The organism is Mycobacterium sp. UM_Kg27, from assembly GCF_000972905.1.
Lineage (GTDB): Bacteria > Actinomycetota > Actinomycetes > Mycobacteriales > Mycobacteriaceae > Mycobacterium.
In genome coordinates this window covers 1-1,818 of sequence record NZ_JRMM01000258.1, presented here as the reverse complement: position 1 = coordinate 1,818, position 1,818 = coordinate 1, and the positions used below count along the sequence as shown (strand labels likewise).

Annotated in this window: 2 protein-coding genes and 1 pseudogene; 1 reads left to right on the top strand and 2 read right to left on the bottom strand. The window is 67.9% G+C overall.

Going from position 1 to position 1,818, the window contains the following annotated elements; genetic code table 11:
- Positions 1 to 813, bottom strand: an 813-nt coding sequence (locus tag LI94_RS21060) for a protein kinase (RefSeq protein ID WP_082105853.1), incomplete at its 3' end; no start/stop codon positions are given.
- A gap of 52 nt (positions 814 to 865) precedes the next feature.
- Here LI94_RS21060 and LI94_RS21055 point away from each other — a divergent pair.
- The gene (locus LI94_RS21055) at positions 866 to 1,270 is read left to right on the top strand and encodes an Rv2175c family DNA-binding protein (protein WP_024440495.1); all 405 of its coding nucleotides are present in this window, start codon (positions 866 to 868) and stop codon (positions 1,268 to 1,270) included.
- Between the two features lie 34 nt (positions 1,271 to 1,304).
- Here the strand turns inward: LI94_RS21055 and LI94_RS21050 are convergent.
- Positions 1,305 to 1,802 (bottom strand): annotated as a pseudogene (locus LI94_RS21050) (alpha-(1->6)-mannopyranosyltransferase A); the annotation flags it as partial.
- Between the last annotated feature and the right edge of the window lie 16 nt (positions 1,803 to 1,818).

Genomic DNA, 1,818 nt, shown 5'->3' with positions numbered 1-1,818 from the left:
GTCGGCGTAACGCTCCGCCGGTTCGCGGGCGGTGGCCCGGGCCACCAGGTCGTCGAATTCGCCGGGGACTCCGTCGATAGCCGAACTCGGCGCGGGTACATCGTGGTCCAGACGTTGGTAGGCCACCGTCAACGACGAATCACCGGAGAACGGCGTGTGGCCGGTCAACAGCTCGTAGGTGAGCACGCCGGCCCCGTACACGTCGCTGGCGGGGCCGGCATTACCGTCCCGGACCTGTTCGGGGGACAGGTAGGCCGCGGTGCCCAAAATCACGTTGGTGGAAGTGATTCCGGCCGCGGCGATAGCGCGCACCAACCCGAAGTCGACCACTTTCACGTCGCCGTCATCGGAGATCAGGATGTTCTCCGGTTTGATGTCGCGGTGCACCAGCCCGGCCTGATGCGCGATCCCCAGGGCTCCCAGCACCGGCCGCAACACCGCGGCGACCGCGTGCGGCGGCATCGGGCCACGTTCGTTGAGCAACTCCCGCAGGGTTCCGCCCTCGACGAGTTCCATGACTAGAAACGGCTGCCCGGGATCGTGCGGGGTGCCGAAGCCCTGGTCGTACACCGCCACCAAACCCGGGTCCTTGAGCCGGGCGACCGCGCGGGCCTCGAGCTGGAAGCGGGTCAGGAACTGCTGGTCGCCGGCGTAGCGCAGATCCATCACCTTGACCGCGACCGGGCGGTCCAGGCGCTCGTCCAGACCGCGGTACACCGTGGAGGTACCGCCGGTGGCGATCCGGGCGCCCACCCGGTACCGGCCGTCGAGCAGCGCGCCCTCCAGCGGGTCGCCGCCCCACGCTCCAGTCACCTGGTCATGGTATGTGTGCGGGTGGCCGGTCCGGCGGCTTTAAACTTGTGTCGTGAGCAGCATTCCGGCCTCCGAAGACGTACTTGAGCCCGACGAACCGACCTTTGACCTGCCGACAGTCGCCGAAATGCTCGGGGTACCGGTCACCAAAGTGCACCAGTTCCTGCGTGATAACCACCTGGTCGCGGTGCGGCGGTCCGGCGTGCTGGTGGTCCCGCAGGTGTTTTTCACCGCCGAGGGGGACGTCGTCAAGAGTCTGCCCGGGCTACTGGCCGTGCTGCACGACGGTGGCTATCAGCAGACCGACATCGTGCGGTGGCTGTTCACCCCGGATTCGTCGCTGTCGTTGACCCGCGACGGGGCGCGGGAGTCGGTAAACAACGCTCGCCCGATCGATGCGCTGCACGCCCACGAGGCTCGTGAGGTGATGCGCCGGGCGCAGGCCATGGCGTACTGAGATTTCAGGCAGCGTCGAGGGCGGGCGCCTGTTCGGCCCGCGACAGCCGGTACCAGGCATACACGGCGCATCCGGTCGCGCCGATCACCTGCAGCCAGGTGTACATACCGTGCGAGCCGTCGGGTTTGAAGATCACCATGATCCAGGTCGACGCCGCGGCGATCGCGGCGATCGCGGTCGGTGAGCGGACCACGGTGGCCGCCACCGCCAGTGGCCAGGTGTAGTACCAGGGCAAGGCGGCGGGCACGAACAGCACCACCACCAGCATGGCCCAGGCGATCCCGGCCACCGCAGCGCGATCGTCGCGCCGCGCCCGCCACCACAGCACCGGCAGCACTAGCCCGATCACCACGACCCCGCTGATCCGGGTGACGTGCAGGACGGCATAGAAGTTGACCGGGGCGAACAATCCGCCGACGGCGTGGATCAGATTGGCGGCCGCGGTCGGCACGGTGAGCCAGTTGATGATCTTGACGTTGCCGGCCAGCAGCGCGGTCAACCAGCCCATGCCCACTCCGGCCAGGGCGGACACTGTCTCTTATACACAT